A 19818-nucleotide genomic window follows, 5' to 3' on the forward strand; every position below is an offset into this window, starting at 1 on the left:
AGCTATTTGCCCATTTCTATTTGGATAAATGTTTTTTCAAGCTTTTCAAAGTGCTTGTAATCTGGCGTAGTCCAAGACCCCGGTATAGAGTAAATATTCGCTAAATAACCTAAAAAGGACTGCCTTAGACTTTCATTAACCCCCCAATCATCCAGACCATTTATGATAGAAGCCAGCTCAACTTCTGAATCAGCATGATTAACCAAGCCATCAATATTATAAAAAGCGTCGCCTATAGTAATCACTTTCTTTCCATAGATAAGTGCTTCTATTCCCACGGTTGAATTAACAGTAACAACAGCCTCAGCCCCTCTTATGAGCATTTCAGTACTTAAATTATTTACAAAAAAACATCTATCCGTTTGATCCTTTTCAAGATCTCTATATTCAAATGGACTCGATGGGTGCTCTTTAAAAACAAACCTTATATTTTTATCGTCAATAATCTTATGGGTTCTCAAAGCAATAACAAAAAACTCTCTCATATTCCTTAACCACTTGGAATGGTTTATGATTTGAGAGTCGCTGTCCACCTGAAATGGAAAAAAAATATACTTACCATCTATCTGCTTTTTTGAATCAACCTTTTCAACCCCTTCAGCCTGACGCCTTGTAGACAGCCCCCACTTCTTATCAATATTAAACTCAAAGTGATTAGCCTCATAAAAACTCCGACTTCTTGGTACAGAATTGTTAAAGTTCACTCCTTTTCCATCTGCAACAGTTGTTCTTGGGATAATACCATTCTCCATATAAGCAACGGATACCCCCATCATTTTGGCCACTTCAGATACCAACCTTTGAGTCATTCGGCTACCATTCCAAACAACAACAAGATCATAGCCACCCGACTTTATCAGCCTGAATATCTTCAAGGAATTAATTAAACAGCCCAGCTTATATTTTTCCGCTTTAATCTTGGAAACTTTTTCATTTCCTTTCATAATTCCTTTATATCTGACTTTAAAATCAATTATTTTTTCAAGATCAAGATGTAAGCAAAGACTTAGGTACTTAAAGTCTGGGTTCGGTAGCTTTTGATCAAATTTAAAAACATCACACTTAAGATGTTCAGAAACATTGTCAGCAATTGATTGATAATATTCATCAAGTCTATGACTGGTGGAGTACAGCAAAACTCTCATATCAACTACTCAAGCCTAATACTTCTCATAGCCACCCAGAGAGATGTCAAAGACTGGATGACGCCTTTTTATCAAGGCGCCTATTATGTCACTTTCAAAGCCCAAGTAAATGAAGGATATTACTAGTCTCGAGCCTGCTTCACAGCCTTTCTCACCTGCTCGGGAGCAGTCCCCCCGATATGGTTTCGAGCAGCCACAGAGCCCTGAAGTGTCAGTACTTCAAATACATCTTCCTTAATTGTGTCTGAGAACACGGTCAGTTCTTCCAGGCTCATCTCTGACAAGTCTTTTTTCTGCTCAATACCATAGGCTACCGCTTTGCCTACTACTTCGTGAGCATTACGGAAGGGCATTCCCTGTCTGACTAGATAGTCTGCCAGATCGGTCGCGGTGCTGAATCCACGTCGGGCCGCTTCTTCCATGCTTTCTTTCTTTGACTCGATATGTGGAATCATATCCGCAAAGGCGCGAAGGCAGTCTTTAAGCGTATCCACTGTATCAAACAGTGGTTCCTTGTCTTCCTGATTATCTTTGTTATAAGCCAGAGGCTGAGATTTCATCAGTGTCAGCAGACTGATCAGGTGGCCATTAACCCTCCCCGTCTTTCCACGAACCAGTTCTGGCACGTCTGGATTTTTCTTCTGGGGCATGATTGACGAGCCGGTGCAGAAGCGATCAGGCAAATCGATAAAATCAAACTGGGCCGACGTCCAGAGCACCAGCTCTTCAGACATACGCGACAGGTGCGTCATGATCAATGCACCCGCAGAACAGAACTCTATTGCAAAGTCCCTGTCACTGACTGAATCCAGTGAGTTTCTTGATGGGCGATCAAAACCCAGCGCTTTTGCAGTGAATTCGCGATCAATGGGGTAGGTTGTTCCTGCCAGAGCTGCGGCTCCCAGAGGCGACACATTGACCCGCTTCCTGCAGTCGTACAAACGCTCACTGTCTCTTACCAGCATTTCATACCAAGCCATCAGGTGATGACCAAACGTCACAGGTTGTGCAGTTTGCAGATGAGTAAAACCAGGCATGATGGTATCGGCTTCACGTTCAGCCAGATCGACCAGACCGGTCTGCAGTCTTTTTAACTCAGCCCCTATCTGATCAATTTCTTCCCTGAGCCATAAACGAATATCGGTAGCGACCTGATCGTTTCTGGAGCGCCCGGTGTGCAGCTTCTTACCCGCATCACCAATTCTGTCAGTCAATCTGGCTTCAATATTCATATGAATATCTTCCAGCTCAATTGACCATTCAATCTTGTCATTCTCGATATCTTCCAGAATGCCTTCCAGACCGCCTACAATCGCTGACAGCTCATCCTGGCTCAGAATACCTGACTTCTGCAGCATACGAGCATGAGCAATCGAGCCTTCGATATCATGACGATAAAGGCGACGATCAAAATCAATCGAGGCCGTGAATCGAGCGACAAATGCATCCACACCCTCGCTGAACCTTCCGCCCCATTGCTGATTGCTGCTATCAGACATTTTCTACCTCTTATTTCATATGGTTTTGCAGATAAACTTCTTACCATCTGCAAACGTCAATATTCTGATTTTTCTAGCCAGCCTGTGGATGACTGAAGCTGGCTACGGCATTATAGGGGGAACCGGGTTACTTTAGATAGCACACCCAACCCTAAAGAATAATCATGCAAAATAACTGAATTTTTATAGATTTTCAAACACCCAAAGGTTGACCGTGAATCGCGCTAGGAGCCTGTCGGACTTATGCTTTCGGGCATAAATTTCAGTAGAACGAGTCGAATTATTCGATGGATTCGTGAGAATAGTTGACCTATTTAATCGAATTCATCGAATAATTGGGCCGTTTTTTCTGGAATTTAGGCCGAAATTGTCTTAAGTCCGACAGGCTCCTAGAGCATAAAGCTCAATAAAACGAGCTTTCTTTTCTCTGCCAGCCTCTCATGACAGGACGTTACCTTTTGCCATTTAAAGCGACCACCTCCCAAGATGAAGATGACTTTTTCCTGCCGGACTTATGCTCTCCTGGCGCAGTCTTTATGCTGGTGCTGGTCTCTGAGCTTTTTGTCCTGATCCAGGTACTTGCCTTGCCCGGTCCTGGCGACCTTGACTGGAACCGCCTGGCCATGACGTCCATGTTTGTACAGTGGATTTCTCTTGTGTCAGGAGCCGTGCTCTGCCGGCTCAGGCCAACCCTGATGGATAAAAATCTAACCGCCATTATCAGCAGTTGCCTTGGAGTTGTAGGAACCATCACCCTGATATTCACTTTGGCAGCTCAATGGTTTCTATGGCGAGACGCTTTTATCGAAACCTACCCGGAATGGACCCAGCTTGTCAGGCATGTCACCGTTGCACTCATCATCACAGCCATGCTTCTGCGCTATTTCTATGTTCAACAGGAAGCCAAGAAAGAACAGAAAGCCAGTCATGCTGCTCGTTTTGAGGCTCTGCAGGCTCGAATACGCCCACACTTCCTGTTTAACAGCATGAACATCATTGCCAGTCTGATACACATTGATCAGGACAAGGCAGAGCAGGCCGTAGAAGATTTGTCCGATCTTTTTCGCTCCAGCCTCCAGGATCAAGGCAACAGTATTGCTCTGAGCCGGGAAATTGAGCTCTGTCAGCGCTATTTGAGAATTGAGCAACACAGATTGGGAAGCCGTCTGCAAACCCGGTGGAATATTGAATTAATCCCTGAAGACGTTCACATTCCGCCGCTAACATTGCAGCCCATTGTTGAAAATGCGGTTTATCATGGCATCCAGCCACTGGAAAAAGGTGGCACCGTGAGTGTAGATATTGGCAGGAGCAACGATAACATCATTATCAGAGTACGAAACCCGGTTCAGAGTGCCCCTTCCAGCTTTGCCAAAGGGGCCCAGGGAAATCAGTTGGCTCTGGTCAATATCCGCTCCAGACTGAATATGCTTTTTGGCAACAAAGCCAGTGTAGAAGCTCAGCTGTTTGAGGGTGAGAGTGGACATACTCAGGAATTTGAAACATTGATCACTTATCCTTACGGTGGCGATAACCATGAACATACTGATCACCGATGATGAACCGCTGGCAAGAGACCGCCTACGCCACCTGCTGGGACGACTGGAGGGCTTTCAGGCCCTGGAGTACGACGCAGGCAATGGCATCGAAGCCCTTGAGCTTTGCCGTAAATACCAGCCAGACATTGTCCTGATGGATATTCGCATGCCGGTTATGGGAGGCCTGGAAGCAGCCGCCCATATCAGCAAGCTTGAGCGTCCACCAGCTGTCATTTTCTGCACGGCTTATGATACTCATGCTGTTGAGGCTTTTCAGGTTCAGGCCGTTGGCTATCTGCTCAAGCCAGTAAAGATCGAAGACCTTCAGCAGGCTCTGAGTGGTGCTGCCAAAGTCAATCGATTGCAACTGGCCAGCCTGAGAGACGATTTGAATGACGATTCCCGCAGCCATATCGCGGCCAAAACGCTCAAAGGGATAGAGCTGGTACCACTGGACGATATCTTTTACTTCATGGCCGACAGTAAGTATGTCACCGTCTATCACAAGAATGGTGAAGTACTGATTGATGACCCCTTGAAAGATCTGGAGTCAGAATTCAATTCCAGATTCGTGCGAATCCACAGAAATGCATTAGTGGCCAGAAAGGCAATAGAGCGAATGACTCGCGACGAGCAGGGTCATTACTTTATTCAACTCAGTGGTGTCGAAGAGCCCCTGTCAGTCAGCCGCCGGCACGTGCCCTTGATGAAGAAGTTCATGCAATCGCTGTAGTCCTTCCCAAAAAATGCTTTTCCAGCTTTTTGGAAAAGCATTTCTTTAAACAACCTTGCCACCATAAATCATTTCTCTCCCTGTGTAGATGAAATGATTTTTCACGTTAAAAGTTGGTCACACCTACAGACTATCGTATTATCCCAAGCACTGAATATCTTCAGTCATGAGTGAACCTGTTCACTGGGTATGTCCCGTTATGGGGCAGACATCTCCACAGGGTTCACAGCGCCATTCAGCAACTGTTGTCCTTTTTATTTACAGAAAGCCTACCCATGAAAACCGTCCGCATCGCTACAAGAAAAAGTGCCCTGGCCCTCTGGCAGGCTGAATACGTAAAAGAGCGTCTGGAGCACTTTCATCCGGGTATCCAGGTGGAGCTGGTTAAAATGACCAGCAAGGGTGATCGCATTCTGGATGCCCCACTGGCCAAAGTCGGTGGCAAGGGTCTGTTTGTCAAAGAGCTGGAAACCGCCATGCTGGAGAACAGGGCCGATATAGCCGTGCACTCCATGAAAGATGTTCCCATGGAGTTTCCTGAAGGGCTCGAACTGGGCGTTATCTGTCCTCGTGAAAACCCATTGGATGCTTTTGTATCCAACACCTATAGCCAACTGGACGAACTGCCTGCAGGGGCCACCGTTGGTACATCCAGCCTGCGCCGCCAATGCCAGATTCTTGCCAAAAGGCCTGACCTGAAGATTGAATTCCTGAGGGGCAACGTCAATACACGCCTGGCCAAACTGGATGAAGGCCAGTACGACGCCATTATTCTTGCAGCCGCCGGATTGATCAGACTCGGTATGGAAGACCGGATTAAAAGTACTCTGTCTCCAGAACTGAGCTTGCCCGCTGCAGGTCAGGGCGCTGTTGGCATTGAGATTCGTTCAGATGACGAAGAGATCAAACAGTTTCTGGCCCCTCTACACCACAAAGAGACAGCAACACGGGTTCTGGCCGAAAGAGCCATGAACCGCAAACTGAATGGTGGCTGTCAGGTACCGATTGGCTGCTACTGCGAACTGATTAACGATCAGCTCTACATCCGGGGACTGGTGGGTCAACCCGATGGTAAGGTCATACTGAGCGCAGAAGTTTATTGCGCACCTTCAGACGGAGAGAAAGGGGGTATCCAGCTGGCAGAATCCCTACTGGAACAGGGAGCCGACCGAATTCTCTCAGAGTTGCTGCATTAATGTGAGCCGTGCCATGATAAACAGCCATGAGCCAACTAAAAGCCATGAGCCAACTAAAAGCCATGAGCCTGAAAGCTCCGGACGCCAGGCAACTCTGTCAGACAGTGATATCAGGGTTCTGGTCACTCGCCCACAGGAGCAGGCTGAGTTACTGGTTTCCATGATTCACAGCCAGGGTGCCAAAGCATGGTCTTTACCGATGATCCAGATTCAACCGGTGACAGAGAACAAGGAACTGCGAAACCGGGTATTACAACTGGATCAGTACAGTAAAATCATTGTCATCAGTCAAAATGCGGCAAAATTGGGCCTGGAACATATAGAGAATTACTGGCCACAGATGCCTTTGAAAATCGACTGGTATGCTGTTGGCTCAAAAACACTTCGATGGCTTGATGATTACGCCATCGAGGCTGTCTGCCCGGAAATGCTCCTAGCGAATAAAAGGTCCGGAGACAGCGAAGCCCTGCTTGAGCTGGAAAGCCTGCAGCAGGTCAGTGGAGAAAAAATACTGATTCTGAAGGGGAAGGGGGGCAGAGAACTGCTGGAAACCACCCTAAGGAATCGGGGAGCCCAGGTTGATTGCCTGGAGCTTTATGAACGCCAGAAACCGGATTACCCGGAAAATTGTCTGAACAGACTGATCAAAGAGCATGCTATCAATGTCATACTGACCAGCAGTGGCGAGATTCTGGCCAATACCGCAGACTACCTTTCTCCGGCCCTGAGCCAGGAGTGCTATCTGGTAGTCCCCAGCGAAAGAATTGCCAGAATGCCAGAGGCTCAAGCATTCAAACGGGTTTATACTGCCCAGGGCGCCGATAATCACGCCATGGTCTCGGTACTGAACCTGATCAACAGCGAAGGGTTAACGTGAGCAAGAAAGATCAGAACGCCGGGAAACTCGAGCAAAACGAACAGCCGGAACCAACAAAATCATTGGGCTTTTCTGACAATAATCCAGAAAAAGAGCCCGCCAAAACGGCTTCAAAGCGTTCCAGAAAACAACCTCAGCGACCCGCTACAAAGTCAGGCCAGAGTCTTTCATTCCTAGCCTTGCTGTTAGCGCTTATCGCTCTGGTACTGAGTGGCTATATTGGCTGGCGAGCCATGCCGGTAGAACAAGCCCAACCCGATCTGATCGAGGGGCAAAAGCAGCAACAAACCCAGATTGCACGACTGCAGGCACGCTTGACTGAAATCAACCGTGAACTGACTCCCATTAAAACAGATCTCAGCCAACAGGAAGATCGAAGCGAACGCCTGCTGAACCGGACCGACACACTGACCAGGAGCCTTCAGGAAGTAGCTGGCACCAGTCAGGAAGGCTGGAAGCTGGCAGAAGTAGAATACCTGCTCAGACTCGCCAATCAACGCCTGCTGATGTCCTCTGACACCAAAGCGGCCAAAGCCCTGCTGAACAGCGCTGATCAAATACTGCTCCAGTTGGATAACTATAATCTCTATCCGGTGCGGGAAGCCCTGGCAGAAGATATTGCGTCTCTTAACAGTCTCCCGGATTTCGATCAGGAAGGTCTTTACCTGAAACTTGAAGCCCTCACCCATCAGATCTATCAGCTTCCTTTGATGGAAAAAGAAGCTCTGACAGAATCCTCAACAACCGTATCAGAAGTCTCTGAAACCGCATCAAAAAGCAGTTCCAATTGGCAAACCGTTGCCCTCTCCATGCTGGGAAATACCTGGGAGAGCTTTGTCAGTCTGTTCAGATTCACTCCAGATCGTGAGCAAAAAATCACTTCATTGTTATCACCTGAAGAGAACATTCTGATTCGTCAGAACCTTCAGCTGATGCTGGAACAGGCCAAGTTGTCAGTACTTTCCAGAGATCAGGCCATCTATAACAGCAGCCTGAAGCAGGCCTCTCACTGGATAGAGAAATATTTCTCCCTGTCAGGATCTCAGGCCACGGCAATGTTGGACGAACTGAAGGCTCTGGGCAAAGTAACCGTAAAACCTGCAACCACCAATATCAGTCGTGCTCTGGACTTACTTAAGTCCCGCCAGATCACCGATGCCCTGGAGAGTGGAAAAAACGCTCAGGAAAACACTAAGCCAGAAGAAAGTATTCCAGCGGTTCAGAAAAATCCGATCACGGAAACCCCTGAAGCAACAGAGCCCCCTGTCACTGAAAACCAGACAGAAAGCTCGCAGCCTCAAGGTGAGAGCCCTCAGCCATCCAACAACAGCCTTCAGCCATCCAACAACAGTCTTCAGCCACAGAACAACGCTCAACCACTGGATAATAGCTCTCAGCCCTCAGAAGCTCCTGCAGGCTCTGCAGAGGAGCCCCAGACATGAAGAGCTTTATAATCTTCCTGGTGATTCTGGGCATTACCTTTGGCCTGGCCAACGCCATGGTCAGTGATAACGGCTATGTGCTTATTTCATACAATACCGCAACTTTTGAAAGCACTTTGTGGGGACTGTTTCTACTGATAGGCCTTCTCATAGGTGCAGTCTGGCTGGTTTGGATTATCCTGAAACTGGTCTTTGGTATCACAGGTTTTGTCTATCCCATGACTTCCGGTGCTAAAGAAAGACAAGCCCGCAAAATGACCACTCGTGGTTTTGTAGAGTTTACCCAGGGACACTGGAAAAAAGCTGAGCGACTGTTGTCGCAAGCCGCAGATAACGGCACTTCTCCTTTACTGAACTATCTGGCTGCAGCCAGAGCTGCTCATGAAAATGGTGATCTTGAAGCTTCTGCAGATTATCTCCGACGTGCAGACCACAAAGAACCCGGGGCAGAACTAGCTATAGGTATCACTCAGGCTCAACTCCAACTGGCATCAGGCCAACTGGAGCAGGCATTAGCCACTCTGACCAAGCTGCATAAGCAGGTTCCACGACACGCCTATGTTCTGAAAATGCTGAAGCAGGCCTATACCCGCCTGAATGACTGGCAGTCTCTTGCCGCTCTGTTACCTCAGCTGAAAAAACAAAAAGTGGTTTCCGACGAAGAGTTTCGCACCATCGAGCTTCAATGTTTTGAAGCCCTGTTCAACCAGGCTTTTAACAACGGTCGCAGCTTCACCTCACTGGACCAGAGAATAAAGCCTGCGGCTCAAATCTGGAACAGCCTGTCGTCCAGCCAGAAGCGTCACTCCGGCATGATTTACCGTTATGGTCAATGCCTGACCGACCTGGGAGCAGAAGAGAAAGCAGAAGCTCTGCTGCGTGAAAATCTGAACAAGTATTACAGCAGCGATATTGTTCTGCTGTATGGCAAGATCAAGGGTAAGGATCTGAGCAAGCAACTTCATTTTGCTGAAGCCATGCTCAATGAAAGGCCAAACGACGCCGACTTACTATTAACCTTAGGTCGTCTGGCTCTGCGAAATGAACTCTGGGGAAAAGCCAGAGAATATTTTGAAGCCAGCCTGAGACTCAGTAAGCGCATTGATACTTATAACGAGCTAGGACGTTTACTGGCTCATATGGAAGATCACGAAAGCAGCTCTTTGTTTTTCCAGGAAGGTTTGAGACTGGCTGCAGGCAGCGTTATTGATCTCCCTCTTCCAGGCAGTCATAAACGAGTCTGAACCAACAAATATTGACTGCAAATACAGCCTCTGACCAACACTGTATTTGCAGATATTTTTCAGAAACAATGGCCATGAGCTGGGAATGCCGCTCCCCCAAGGCATAAGAACTCCTAATAGCGGCATTTTCACGGACAAAGTATGACTCGACTCTATCTGTTACTCGGAGCTCTCTGCGGCTTATTGGCTGTTGTTCTGGGTGCTTTTGGTGCTCATGCCTTGAAAGCACAGCTTTCTGAACGTTATATGGACGTATGGGCAACGGCTACCGATTACCAGTTCTATCACAGTCTGGCTCTGGTACTGGTGGCTATTCTCTCAATCCAGTTCAAAGATTCCAGCAAGCTGAAATGGAGTGCCAGGCTTTTCCTCCTGGGTATCATTCTCTTCTCCGGCAGTCTTTATATTCTGGCCATCACTGGCATAGGTTGGTTAGGTGCTATAACCCCTCTGGGAGGTGTTGCTTTCATGCTGGGCTGGCTTTTTCTGGCAATATTTGCAGTTACAGAGCTTTCGGATTGATATTTTTGATACTCATCCATTTGTTGCCTAAATTAGGAAGTCATTAGAGGTGGATTATGGAAAGCCTTTATGAGAATCATTGCCCCTTGGACTTTTGAGCAAGTTATGGAAAATGACTGGTTGCCCTGAACCGCTGCAAGAAAATTCATGATCCGTAAACGCGGCTCTTTGATTGCCCCAGACTCCAAAGGAGAGAAACCATGTCACTCAGTATTAATCTCGTTAAATACGAGGCAGCAAATGATGGAAAATTATACGAAACAAAGACAGATCTAATTGAAACGGCTTTCGTCACATCATCGTTACTTGGGGAATTAAAGAGCCAATTTTCCTTAACGGAAAGGACTATTTTTGAGGTTCTAGGTTCTGAAGACCACTACTCAATAGAGTGTTTCAATGACTCTGATATTGAAGCTGCCATCAGGAAGCTAGAAGAGATATTTTTATCTATTTTAAAGTCAGATGGGAAAAGATTATATGACAATATAGAGGTTAATAATTCCAAAAAACTTCCTTCCACGCTTTCTGATCATATCAGCTCAAAGGACATCGAAGACTCAATCAGCCGCTTTAGAACGCTCACTAACCTCATAAACGTGTTTAAGTTAAAGCGCAACCAATTCAGCAGTGATGACTCTGTTGTACTGAAGGTTGGATGACTGACACATGAGTAAAAATAAAGGAAAGGATGGTGAGATGAGAGTGCTTCGATTGCTCTCATATATTGTTGAAACTGAAGAAAACTGTGATGTTACCCGGCATTCAAACACTAATACTGCTGACGGTGGTGCTGATTTAGTACTTGAGCACTCTCAAGGCCTACTGCCACATTTAGGTAATGTTGCAACTGGAGATAAGAATCTACAATCGCCAGAATTGTCAGAGGCCTCAAGGGTAAAAACGAGATTGGATGTTAAAACAACTGGAAGAAAACTGTCTCCCGACACCATAAAGAAGTTTGCTGGAGATATAAAGCGAAACCCTGACTGTCTTGGTCATGTGCTAATGGGAGGTTCTGGACTTTCAAATAAAGCTGAATCTGATCTCAAAGAAATTCAAGCGGCATACGAAGAAGTTGGAAAAACAGTGGCATATATCTCGAATACCGGTATAGAAAACCTTGAGAACCACTATAGCTCATTATCTGATAATTCGGATAACAACGAAGAATAAACCTAAATCAGATGGCCAGAGGTTTCGAAGTTGGTGCAGTTTAGGTATCTTACGCCAACTTTTTCATTGACATGACTGTATGCCTCCCATGACTGATTTTGTTGAACGTGATCAAAGCCCTGATCCGATTAAGCGTCGAGAAATCAAAAGTTTTGTTCTGCGCGCAGGCCGAATGACCACAGGTCAGCGTCGTGGCTGGGATGAATGCTGGGACCAATGGGGTCTTCAGAAAGAAGATGGCCCATTAAATTTCAGCGAAGCATTTGGCCGTGAGGCGCCTGTCGTACTGGAAATCGGTTATGGCATGGGCCTGTCACTGGTCGCCATGGCCAAAGCCGAGAGCGACAAAAACTTTATGGGTATCGAAGTTCATCGACCGGGTGTTGGCAGTCTGTTGAATGAATCCCAAATGGCCGGCGTCACAAATATTCGCAGTTATTGTGATGATGCGGTTGAAGTTCTTCGTGACTGTATTGCTGATGGCAGCCTGTCGAGAGTTCAAATTTATTTTCCTGATCCCTGGCATAAAAAGCGTCATCAGAAGCGTCGTCTGGTTCAGACTAAATTTATTGAAGCTATCAGACCCAAACTGGCTATTGGCGGTATCATTCACCTGGCCACCGACTGGGAAAACTACGCTGAACAAATGATGGAAGTAATGACAGCTGCTGAAGGCTTTAAAAATCAGGAAAGTGAAGGACAGTATGCACCAAGACCTGACTTCAGACCTCTGACCAAATTTGAAAAGCGCGGTCACAGGCTGGGTCACGGAGTATGGGATCTGCTCTTCGAAAGAACTGAGTAAGCACTACCGAGCAAGGCCTCCAAAGCTTTGCTCGCCTTCTCAACGCCCCAGCTTTTCTGACAAAATCCCCACACAAATTGCAATGACCAGCAGTACAGGTGCCAGGGTAAAGTGGTTGAAGTAATTCAGTAAATTGCCCAGCCATTGAGGCATAAAATAGAAGATCGCACCAAACAGGGTGAGATTTAACACAGCTCTTGCGGGAATTCTCAAAACGGCATGCAGCCGGTTCATCCAGCTACTGCTCCACGAAGCAACGAAACGACCAGCAAATACAACGGCTACTGCAGTCAGAGCCATAGCGATAACATCAAGATGCTCACGAGCCAGCTTTGACAGATAAATTATGCCGTCCGTTATCCATTCCATAGTTCACCCTGTTTTAAGAACACTGAAGCAACCCGCATAAGACCTGCATTAATGGCATGCCTAAAGAATAGTTACTTCACACTCTGTCTCAACCCTGATGTATGAGGATACCCAGCCAGAATGGCTTTGGCTACAGATTGACGAATATGGACTCGGAAGGGGGCACGAAATGCCGTGGAGCTTTTCTCAGAAAGCCCCACGATTAAACGGAAATCACTTGTTAAATCAAAAGAATCCCAGAGGGTTCACATCATAACTGACCAACAGATTCTTGGTTTGCTGATAATGATCCAGCGCTTTTTTGTGGGTTTCGCGCCCTACACCTGACTTCTTATAGCCTCCAAATGCGGCATGAGCTGGATAAGCATGGTAGCAATTTGTCCAAACCCGTCCGGCTTGAATGTTACGCCCCATTCTAAATGCCAGATTGATATCCCGCGTCCAGACCCCTGCCCCCAAACCAAACTCGGTATCATTGGCAATTCGCAGTGCTTCGGCTTCATCTTTAAACGTGGTGACCCCCACCACGGGACCAAAGATTTCTTCTTGGAAGACTCTCATGTCGTTGGTGCCTTTCATCAGAGTCGGCTGAATGTAGAAACCTTCGCTCAGACTGGACTCCAGACTTTCAGCACCGCCTCCGGTCAAGAACTGAACGCCCTCTTTTCGTCCTACTTCAAGATAACTCATGATCTTGTCGAACTGTGCTCTGGAAGCCTGGGCACCAACCTGTACCTCGGTATCAAGAGGATTACCTCTTGTGATTTGCTGTGCCCTTTGCACCACCAGCTCAATAAACTCGTCATAAATGGATTCTTGAACCAATGCCCTCGACGGGCATGTACAAACCTCTCCCTGATTAAAGAACGCCAGGACAGTCCCTTCCACACATTTACTCAGGTACTCATCTTCATGATTCATAACATCTTCGAAGTAAATATTGGGGGACTTTCCACCCAACTCGACCGTTGAGGGAATAATATTCTCTGCGGCAAACTTCAGAATTTGAGAACCCACGGGGGTAGAACCGGTAAAAGCGATTTTAGCGATGCGTTGGCTGGATGCCAGAGCCTGACCCGCCTCAGCCCCATAACCGTTGACAACATTTATGACCCCGGCAGGCACAATGTCATCAATCAGCTCCATCAGAATCAGAATAGAAGCAGGCGTCTGTTCTGCCGGCTTAAGCACCACACAATTACCCGCTGCCAGTGCCGGAGCGAGCTTCCAGGCTGCCATTAACACGGGAAAGTTCCACGGAATAATCTGCCCCACAACCCCCAGTGGCTCATGAAAATGATAAGACACTGTATTGCTATCAATGTCTGCAGTACTGCCTTCCTGAGATCGTATGCATCCGGCAAAATAGCGAAAATGATCAGCGGCCAGAGGAATATCTGCGGCCAGTGTTTCCCGGATCGCCTTGCCATTATCCCAGGTTTCCGCCACAGCCAGCTTCTCAAGATTTTGTTCAATCCGATCAGCCATTTTCAACAGTATATTTGAGCGTTCAGTAGCAGAGGTCTTTCCCCAGGCATCTTTGGCAGAATGTGCGGCATCCAGAGCCAGATCAATATCTTCTGATGTTGATCTGGGTATTTCACAGATCTCATCACCAGACACTGGCGTAATGTTACTGAAGTACTGACCTTTTACTGGAGGCACCCATTCTCCACCAATGTAATTCTCATAGCGGTGCTTGAAGGAGATAACGGAGTCCTGCTGGCCCGGATTTGCGTAGATCATGTGCCTGTCCTGATTATTTTTGTTATAGACCTTCCGCACCATAACGCTTTGAGCCCTGCCCGACTTATCTCCTGATCCTAAAGAGTTGCCTGACAGTCCTGAACACAGGTAACGTTATCAATCCGGGATGGGCAACAGGGAATCCGTTCATGAATCAATCGCAGTTATTGAAATTGCGTCAACCGAGAACGCTGATCGAGAACAGAGTCAGCTTTGCCGGGCCTGACTCCGAATTAAGCATATACGACACTTATCAGTCCGCTGAAAGAGTCCGATTAAAGGCTGATCAACTTCTGCACTGCGGCATGATCCGTGGTAAAAAAATCATGCATGCCCGGCAGCAATCATCTCTCTTTCTGCCTCATGAATCATTTCTTATCAGTCCTGGAAAAACTGTCGAGATTGACTTCCCGGATGCCTCAGTTTCAGCTCCAACCACTTGCCTGACCATCGAGGTATCAAAGGAACGTGTATATCAGATAGCCGATCGTCTGAGCGACATCTCGGGCCAGTACGATCAACCCTTAAAGTCAGGTTCAGATATCTGCTGTTTGCACACACATCACACGGCTGAAACCCAGCAACTTATAGAACGCATGGTGCATACCTTTACAGAAAATCATCCCGACCGAGACCTGTTAATAGACCTTAAAATCACAGAGCTGGTCGTTCGTTTTCTGCGCCACCAGGGACGAAAAGTATTGCTGGACTATTGCTACAGCGAACCCGATGCCAGTGGCCTGAACGCTGCTATCAATTTGATCGAGAATAATCTTGAACGACCACTGGATATTGAATGTCTTTGTCAAACGGCCTGCATGAGCCGAAGCCGTCTATATAAAGCCTTCAAAAGCAAGATAGGTGTCGCCCCTGCGGAATACCAAAAGCAAAGAAGAATGGAAAAAGCGTTACTCATGCTTGGCAAAGGCCTGTCAGTGACTCAAATCTGTTTTGAACTGGGCTTTCAAAATCTGAGCCACTTTAGCCGTATTTTCAGACAGTTTTACGGTGTATCTCCCAGTCGCTACTTGAGTGGAAAAATCATCAATCAGTGAACAGAGCCAATAGATCATTCAGAAAGAGTCGTCCCTGCTTTGTTGGCTGCAATCGATCCGGTTCCAACAAGCCTTTCTGAATCGCTTCCTGACATTGAGCGTCTATGCCAAAGATGGCCATTCCGGTTCTTTGTTGAAACAATGATTGATCAACGCCCTGGTTAAGCCGCAGGACATTCATCATAAACTCGATCGGCAGATCACCCGCATTCAGCTCCCTGCTGCCGGCTTCGAAAGGTTTATCCACAGCAAGATAATCGGAAGGCACCCGGGTTTTCCAGTTTCGAAAAATCCTGCCAGTCTCACGCTCAGTCATCTTGCCATGGGCTCCGGCACCAATACCGATATAGTCACCGAACTGCCAATAGTTAAGATTGTGCTTTGCCTGCTTTCCTGGCTGGCAGTAGGCGGAAATCTCATACTGGTGATAGCCAGCCTCTTCCAGTAAATCCCACCCTTCTTCCTGAATGGACCAAAGGGTATCGTCCTCAGGCAAAATCGGTGTTTTGGAATAGAAAACCGTATTGGGCTCAATGGTGAGCTGATACCAGGAAATATGAGTGGGTTTGAGTGCAATAGCCTTCTTCAGATCGGACAGACCGTCTTCGATACTTTGATCGGGCAGTCCGTGCATCAAATCGATGTTGAAGTTGTCAAAACCCATCCCCCTGAGAGACTCAATGGCTTTGCAAGCTTCATCGGAGCTGTGGATGCGGCCCAGTGCCTTGAGCTTTTCGTCCTGAAAACTCTGAACACCCAGTGACAACCGGTTAATACCGGCTTTTCGATAATCCCTGAAGCGATCATGCTCATAGGTACCAGGATTCGCTTCCATGGTGATTTCAATATCGGGAGAAAAACGAATTCTTTTTTCCAGCTCAGTGAGAAAACGATCAAACCCTCTGGCAGACATCAGGCTGGGCGTACCGCCACCAAAAAAAATCGTATGAAGCTCTCTTCCCTGGATCGTATTCACTTCACTGTCAAAGTCTTCTAACAGAGCGTCAACATAAGCTTCTTCGGGAATACCACCACTGAGCGCATGGGAGTTGAAGTCACAATAAGGGCATTTTTTTACACACCAGGGAATGTGCACATAAAGGCTCAATGGAGGGAGTCCGAGCATATAGAGAATCAGGCCAAGTGATGATAAGCAACCAGATTAGCAAACTGGCTGCATAGTAAAAGAAACGATACAGACGTTAATCAGGAACGCTGTTTTAACTGTTCCAGCAGTAACGCCATGGCTTTTGCCCGGTGGCTTACACGGTTCTTTTGTTCACGGCTGAGTTCCGCCGCTGCACAGTTATGATCCGGTACATAAAACAGAGGATCATAACCAAAACCCTGATCACCCACCGGAGCGTCCAGAATATAACCTTCCCAGCTACCATGACAGATCAGGGGCGTAGGATCTTCTGCATGGCGCATATAAACCAGCACACTGTGAAAACGGGCGGTCCTTTGATCTTTGGGTAGCCCTTCCAGTCTTTGCAACAGTTTCTGGTTATTCTCTTTATCGGTGGCATCTTCACCAGCAAATCGTGCCGAGTAAATACCTGGCTGGCCATTCAGAGCATCCACTTCAATGCCGGAATCATCAGCAATGGCTGCAAGGCCAGAAATTTCTGCTGCATTTCTGGCCTTGATCAAAGCGTTTTCCACAAAGGTCAGTCCCGTTTCCTCAACGGAATCCACATTGAACTCTCTTTGCGCCAACACTTCAAACTCAAGACCTGAGAGCATCTGCTGAAGCTCTTTCAGCTTGCCCTGATTCCCACTGGCCAATACAACTTTTTTTACGAACGACTTCACTTGCCATCCTCGTAGAATGTCTGGCTGAACTGAAGGGTATGACTCTGAATTGAGCCTTCAGGTTGCACCTTGATGCTGAATTTTAGCATCTCCTCATGGCTGAACCGAAAACCCGCCAGGTAATAGATGGCATCACCTTCCTTGATTTCCTTGAATTTCAGAGCTGACTGCTGACCCAAAAGGTTGGTCGCTATACCGTCAAAGGTCGCTTTGACCGCCTTACCTTCTTCACTGTCCCTGACGTTTTTGACGGCAATATTAACCATGCCATGTTTCGGTCCCCGTTCCAGATCATAAGTCTTGGCAATATCGGGCTGAATAAATGTGCTGGGGAAAGCACTGTAATACACTTCATAATCACCAAACCGGGCCGGTTTGTCATTCATGACTCGGGCTTCTGGTACTGGAGCAGCATGGGCTCCACAAATGACAGAAAGCGCCAAAAGCACACTGAACAGCCATGAGCGAAGAAAAATAGTTTGCGCTCCCATTGATGATGAAAAGTGATGACGCACGCTATTTTTCACGGTAAACAGTCCGTTAGCCTTAAAGCGCTTTAACAATAAGCGGGTCATAATTTCACTCCCCTCGAGTCAGATGATAAATCGCCACTTCTCCCATCAGGTTAGGAAACAGGCGAGTTCTCCTCCCCTTCAGGTTGGCGCTATCCGTTACCATACGATTAATGATCTTCAATTTTTTCTGACGACAAAGATCTTCAAAATCCTTAAACGTACAGAAGTGTATATTAGGTGTGTCATACCATGTGTAAGGCATAAATTTGGATACAGGCATTCTGCCTTTGGTGGCCAGATGCCACCGGCAACGCCAATGTCCAAAATTTGGAAAAGTGACAATGCATTGTCTACCCACCCTCAACATTTCATCCAGAGCCAAATGTGGAAACTGCAGAGCCTGCAAAGCCTGGGTCATCACAACGGTATCAAAACTTTGAGCACCAAAGTTTCCCAGTCCCTGGTCAATATTCTGCTCAAGAACGTTAACGCCTTTCTCGATGCAGCTCTGAATGTTTTGAGGGTTAATTTCCAAACCATAACCCCTGACCTGTTTGTCTCTGCCCAGATCAGCCAGCAGAGAGCCATCACCGCAGGCCAGATCAAGAATATGACTGCCCGGGTCAATCCAGTCACTGATGATTTCAAAGTCAACACGGGTACTCATACGGCAGCCTCCTTGCATTCATCGGCCACTCGTTTCATATAGCCTGCAACAGCATTCACATATCGGGGAATGTTCATAAGGAAAGCATCGTGTCCCTGGGGCGCATTGACTTCCATGTAAGATACCTGCTTACCCGCTTCCAGAAGTGCGTCTGTGATCTCTCTGGAGCGTTCTGGGGAGAATCGCCAGTCAGTAGTGAATGAAACCAGTAAAAACTGTGCTTTGGCCGGAGACAGGGCTTGAGAAAGGTCATCATTAAACTTTCGCGCCGGATCAAAGTAATCCAGAGCCCGGGTCATCAACAGATAGGTATTGGCATCGAAGCTACCGGAGAAGTTCTCTCCCTGATAACGAAGATAGCTTTCAACCTGGAACTGAACCCCGTAATCAAAACTAAACTCTTCATTCTTGAGTTCACGGCCAAACTTCTGGCCCATGGCATCATCCGAAAGATAGGTGATGTGACCGACCATTCTGGCCAACCCCAAACCGCTCTTTGGCAGAGTTCCCTCTTCAAGGTATTGACCATCTCTGAAGTTTTCATCGGAAAGAATCGCCTGACGGGCGACTTCGTTGAAAGCAATGTTCTGTGCAGACAGTTTGGAGGCCGACGCTATCACCACAGCATGCCTTAACCGTTCAGGGTGGGCCATGGACCAATAAAGCGCCTGCATACCACCAAGACTTCCTCCGACAACTGCGGCCCACTGTTCGATGCCCAGATCATTCGCCAGTCTGGCCTGACTCTCAACCCAGTCTTCTACGGTGATGATGGGAAAAGCAGAGCCATAAAGCCTCCCTGTTTCCGGGTTAATACTGGTTGGGCCAGTACTGCCATGACAGCCCCCAAGATTATTCAGGCTGACAATAAAAAAGTGATTGGTATCCAGAGGCTTACCCGGACCAATAAAGTTATCCCACCAGCCAGGCTTGCGATCCTCCATGGAATGGTAGCCTGCTGCATGATGATGGCCACTGAGAGCATGGCAGATCAAAATACCATTGTTCTTCTCGGCATTAAGCTCACCATAGGTTTCAATGACCAGGTCATATTCGTTCAGTGTCTGACCACAACTCAACTGAAGGGGCTGATCAAAATGAACCGTTTTTGGTTCAACCAGGCCCACCGAATCAGCGGGAATAGTTTCTGGCATAATTACTTATCTATCACTTATTACCGTGAAACACTTTTCATCACGTCGAGTGGTGAAAATTTGTTCTTTTGCTCAGCGCACTTTCCACGGATTGCCCATCGGCATGCAGGATCATCAGAAAGCCAGGAGCCTGTCGAACTTATGCTTTCGAGCATATTCTCTATCGAAGAGTCAGTAGAGCGAGTCAACAGCCTTAAGCGTTCTAGGAGTCTGTCGGACTTAGCCGACCGTAGCGAGAAAAAGTCCGGTTTGAGACAGTTTTTATGATTATTTGAGGCGAATAGCGAGCTATTCAACGAAAAGAATCATAAAAAATGGCCAAA

20 protein-coding genes are annotated in these 19818 nt (G+C 47.1%); 11 read left to right on the forward strand and 9 right to left on the reverse strand.

Annotated features, from left to right (window positions below; genetic code table 11):
• Nucleotides 1-2 precede the first annotated feature (2 nt).
• A complete protein-coding gene (locus ACR2PX_RS19850) occupies nt 3-1145 on the reverse strand; it encodes a hypothetical protein (RefSeq protein WP_434001094.1) in 1143 nt (380 codons plus the stop codon).
• A gap of 122 nt (nt 1146-1267) precedes the next feature.
• Nucleotides 1268-2644 (reverse strand): argininosuccinate lyase, encoded by a 1377-nt coding sequence (gene argH / locus ACR2PX_RS19855; protein WP_434001095.1) that lies wholly within the window; start codon nt 2642-2644, stop codon nt 1268-1270.
• Nucleotides 2645-3102: 458 nt separating this feature from the next.
• On the opposite strand from argH, the gene ACR2PX_RS19860 reads away from it, so the two are divergent.
• From ACR2PX_RS19860 to trmB, 10 genes are all read left to right on the forward strand, one after another.
• Nucleotides 3103-4203 carry a sensor histidine kinase gene (locus tag ACR2PX_RS19860; protein WP_434001096.1) on the forward strand — a complete coding sequence of 367 codons (1101 nt, stop codon included), beginning with the start codon at nt 3103-3105 and terminating at the stop codon, nt 4201-4203.
• Nucleotides 4181-4915 carry a LytR/AlgR family response regulator transcription factor gene (locus tag ACR2PX_RS19865; RefSeq protein WP_434001097.1) on the forward strand — a complete coding sequence of 245 codons (735 nt, stop codon included), beginning with the start codon at nt 4181-4183 and terminating at the stop codon, nt 4913-4915. Before ACR2PX_RS19860 ends, ACR2PX_RS19865 begins: the two co-directional genes overlap by 23 nt.
• A gap of 275 nt (nt 4916-5190) precedes the next feature.
• Nucleotides 5191-6111 carry a hydroxymethylbilane synthase gene (gene hemC / locus ACR2PX_RS19870; protein ID WP_434001098.1) on the forward strand — a complete coding sequence of 307 codons (921 nt, stop codon included), beginning with the start codon at nt 5191-5193 and terminating at the stop codon, nt 6109-6111.
• A gap of 13 nt (nt 6112-6124) precedes the next feature.
• A complete protein-coding gene (locus ACR2PX_RS19875; RefSeq protein WP_434001099.1) occupies nt 6125-6988 on the forward strand; it encodes a uroporphyrinogen-III synthase in 864 nt (287 codons plus the stop codon).
• Nucleotides 6985-8430 (forward strand): uroporphyrinogen-III C-methyltransferase, encoded by a 1446-nt coding sequence (locus ACR2PX_RS19880; protein ID WP_434001100.1) that lies wholly within the window; start codon nt 6985-6987, stop codon nt 8428-8430. The genes ACR2PX_RS19875 and ACR2PX_RS19880 overlap by 4 nt, the downstream gene beginning before the upstream one ends.
• Nucleotides 8427-9674 carry a heme biosynthesis protein HemY gene (locus ACR2PX_RS19885; protein WP_434001101.1) on the forward strand — a complete coding sequence of 416 codons (1248 nt, stop codon included), beginning with the start codon at nt 8427-8429 and terminating at the stop codon, nt 9672-9674. The genes ACR2PX_RS19880 and ACR2PX_RS19885 overlap by 4 nt, the downstream gene beginning before the upstream one ends.
• Nucleotides 9675-9815: 141 nt before the next feature.
• Entirely contained in the window at nt 9816-10196 is a 381-nt protein-coding gene (locus ACR2PX_RS19890) for a DUF423 domain-containing protein (RefSeq protein WP_434001102.1), read from the forward strand.
• A gap of 200 nt (nt 10197-10396) precedes the next feature.
• Nucleotides 10397-10855 carry a hypothetical protein gene (locus ACR2PX_RS19895; protein ID WP_434001103.1) on the forward strand — a complete coding sequence of 153 codons (459 nt, stop codon included), beginning with the start codon at nt 10397-10399 and terminating at the stop codon, nt 10853-10855.
• 7 nt (nt 10856-10862) lie between these two features.
• Complete coding sequence (locus tag ACR2PX_RS19900; protein ID WP_434001104.1) at nt 10863-11369, forward strand: hypothetical protein; 507 nt, start codon at nt 10863-10865, stop codon at nt 11367-11369.
• Nucleotides 11370-11457: 88 nt separating this feature from the next.
• Nucleotides 11458-12174, forward strand: coding sequence for a tRNA (guanosine(46)-N7)-methyltransferase TrmB (gene trmB, locus ACR2PX_RS19905; protein ID WP_434001105.1), 717 nt, complete (start codon nt 11458-11460; stop codon nt 12172-12174).
• A 39-nt stretch (nt 12175-12213) separates the two neighbouring features.
• Here trmB and ACR2PX_RS19910 read toward each other — a convergent pair whose 3' ends face one another.
• Both ACR2PX_RS19910 and exaC read right to left on the reverse strand, forming a co-directional pair.
• The gene (locus tag ACR2PX_RS19910; protein WP_434001106.1) at nt 12214-12543 is read right to left on the reverse strand and encodes a DUF3392 family protein; all 330 of its coding nucleotides are present in this window, start codon (nt 12541-12543) and stop codon (nt 12214-12216) included.
• A 225-nt stretch (nt 12544-12768) separates the two neighbouring features.
• On the reverse strand, nt 12769-14289 hold the full coding sequence (gene exaC / locus ACR2PX_RS19915) for an acetaldehyde dehydrogenase ExaC (protein WP_434001107.1): 1521 nt from the start codon (nt 14287-14289) through the stop codon (nt 12769-12771).
• Nucleotides 14290-14438: 149 nt separating this feature from the next.
• On the opposite strand from exaC, the gene ACR2PX_RS19920 reads away from it, so the two are divergent.
• The gene (locus ACR2PX_RS19920; protein WP_434001108.1) at nt 14439-15344 is read left to right on the forward strand and encodes an AraC family transcriptional regulator; all 906 of its coding nucleotides are present in this window, start codon (nt 14439-14441) and stop codon (nt 15342-15344) included.
• Here the strand turns inward: ACR2PX_RS19920 and hemW are convergent.
• The 5 genes from hemW to metX form a co-directional block, all read right to left on the reverse strand.
• Nucleotides 15334-16470: a radical SAM family heme chaperone HemW gene (hemW, locus tag ACR2PX_RS19925; protein ID WP_434001109.1), complete on the reverse strand. Its 1137-nt coding sequence runs from the start codon at nt 16468-16470 to the stop codon at nt 15334-15336. The two genes, ACR2PX_RS19920 and hemW, sit on opposite strands and share 11 nt — an antisense overlap.
• Nucleotides 16471-16550: 80 nt before the next feature.
• The gene (locus ACR2PX_RS19930) at nt 16551-17159 is read right to left on the reverse strand and encodes an XTP/dITP diphosphatase (protein WP_434001110.1); all 609 of its coding nucleotides are present in this window, start codon (nt 17157-17159) and stop codon (nt 16551-16553) included.
• Nucleotides 17156-17734, reverse strand: a complete 579-nt coding sequence (locus tag ACR2PX_RS19935; protein ID WP_434001111.1) for a DUF4426 domain-containing protein — start codon at nt 17732-17734, stop codon at nt 17156-17158. The genes ACR2PX_RS19930 and ACR2PX_RS19935 overlap by 4 nt, the downstream gene beginning before the upstream one ends.
• 4 nt (nt 17735-17738) lie before the next feature.
• Nucleotides 17739-18341: a methionine biosynthesis protein MetW gene (gene metW / locus ACR2PX_RS19940; RefSeq protein WP_434001112.1), complete on the reverse strand. Its 603-nt coding sequence runs from the start codon at nt 18339-18341 to the stop codon at nt 17739-17741.
• On the reverse strand, nt 18338-19495 hold the full coding sequence (gene metX / locus ACR2PX_RS19945; protein WP_434001113.1) for a homoserine O-succinyltransferase MetX: 1158 nt from the start codon (nt 19493-19495) through the stop codon (nt 18338-18340). The genes metW and metX overlap by 4 nt, the downstream gene beginning before the upstream one ends.
• Nucleotides 19496-19818: the final 323 nt, after the last annotated feature.

It is taken from the genome of Endozoicomonas sp. (assembly GCF_051008435.1).
Classification (GTDB): Bacteria; Pseudomonadota; Gammaproteobacteria; order Pseudomonadales; family Endozoicomonadaceae; genus Endozoicomonas_A.

Coding starts and splice junctions, on each gene's coding strand:
- ACR2PX_RS19850 (WP_434001094.1), bottom strand. CDS start 1,145: ATGAGAGTTTTGCTGTACTCCACCAGTCATAGACTTGATGAATATTAT.
- argH (WP_434001095.1), bottom strand. CDS start 2,644: ATGTCTGATAGCAGCAATCAGCAATGGGGCGGAAGGTTCAGCGAGGGT.
- hemC (WP_434001098.1), top strand. CDS start 5,191: ATGAAAACCGTCCGCATCGCTACAAGAAAAAGTGCCCTGGCCCTCTGG.
- ACR2PX_RS19865 (WP_434001097.1), top strand. CDS start 4,181: ATGAACATACTGATCACCGATGATGAACCGCTGGCAAGAGACCGCCTA.
- ACR2PX_RS19910 (WP_434001106.1), bottom strand. CDS start 12,543: ATGGAATGGATAACGGACGGCATAATTTATCTGTCAAAGCTGGCTCGT.
- ACR2PX_RS19920 (WP_434001108.1), top strand. CDS start 14,439: ATGAATCAATCGCAGTTATTGAAATTGCGTCAACCGAGAACGCTGATC.
- trmB (WP_434001105.1), top strand. CDS start 11,458: ATGACTGATTTTGTTGAACGTGATCAAAGCCCTGATCCGATTAAGCGT.
- ACR2PX_RS19875 (WP_434001099.1), top strand. CDS start 6,125: ATGATAAACAGCCATGAGCCAACTAAAAGCCATGAGCCAACTAAAAGC.
- hemW (WP_434001109.1), bottom strand. CDS start 16,470: ATGCTCGGACTCCCTCCATTGAGCCTTTATGTGCACATTCCCTGGTGT.
- ACR2PX_RS19935 (WP_434001111.1), bottom strand. CDS start 17,734: ATGACCCGCTTATTGTTAAAGCGCTTTAAGGCTAACGGACTGTTTACC.
- ACR2PX_RS19895 (WP_434001103.1), top strand. CDS start 10,397: ATGTCACTCAGTATTAATCTCGTTAAATACGAGGCAGCAAATGATGGA.
- ACR2PX_RS19900 (WP_434001104.1), top strand. CDS start 10,863: ATGAGTAAAAATAAAGGAAAGGATGGTGAGATGAGAGTGCTTCGATTG.
- metX (WP_434001113.1), bottom strand. CDS start 19,495: ATGCCAGAAACTATTCCCGCTGATTCGGTGGGCCTGGTTGAACCAAAA.
- ACR2PX_RS19890 (WP_434001102.1), top strand. CDS start 9,816: ATGACTCGACTCTATCTGTTACTCGGAGCTCTCTGCGGCTTATTGGCT.
- ACR2PX_RS19885 (WP_434001101.1), top strand. CDS start 8,427: ATGAAGAGCTTTATAATCTTCCTGGTGATTCTGGGCATTACCTTTGGC.
- exaC (WP_434001107.1), bottom strand. CDS start 14,289: ATGATCTACGCAAATCCGGGCCAGCAGGACTCCGTTATCTCCTTCAAG.
- metW (WP_434001112.1), bottom strand. CDS start 18,341: ATGAGTACCCGTGTTGACTTTGAAATCATCAGTGACTGGATTGACCCG.